Here is a 557-nt window from a genome sequence, read left to right as displayed (position 1 = left end):
CCCTGTACTTCCTTATCGATGTAGGAGATATCAATAGCAACTGTAAATTGGAGCTTTTTCTTATCTACCAGATCTAAAAGTTCTGGTATTAATTCCGTAAGACGAATATATCTTTGAACCTGTCGTCCACTTTCTCCATTATCCTTTCCAATGAGATCTGCCGTCTCATAATTCCCGACATTTTGTCGGGGATTTTCTTTGGTCGGACGACCTGCTGTTCTTCTCATAGCATCCATTTTCATCTTATATGCAAATGCTTTCTCACTCGGTAACAGTTCCTCTCGCTGAATGTTAGCGTCCACCATCGCAATCACGGCATCATCATCCGATAATTCTCTTACGATTGCCGGTTTACACTTTCAACCAGATCCTGCATCTTTTCATCATCCAGCACCTTGAACGGATGATTTTTAAACGGATGGATCTTACTGATTTCTATCTCCATTGCAGATTCTTCATTTACCACACCCAGCAGTTCATCAATGCTTGCCAGTTTAATCTTTTCGCCACTTCTATTTTTCATTCTTCAAAACCTCCTGTGTTAAGTTCTTATATGC

Annotated in this window: 1 pseudogene; it reads right to left on the bottom strand. The window is 40.2% G+C overall.

The window, feature by feature from the left end:
• A pseudogene (locus PGQ38_RS20310) lies at positions 1 to 523 on the bottom strand (ParB/RepB/Spo0J family partition protein); the annotation flags it as partial.
• Positions 524 to 557: the final 34 nt, after the last annotated feature.

This window comes from Blautia faecis, from assembly GCF_027662325.1.
Lineage (GTDB): Bacteria > Bacillota > Clostridia > Lachnospirales > Lachnospiraceae > Blautia_A > Blautia_A faecis.
The sequence above is the reverse complement of the archived record's forward strand: the minus strand, read 5'-3'. Positions and strand labels throughout refer to the sequence as shown.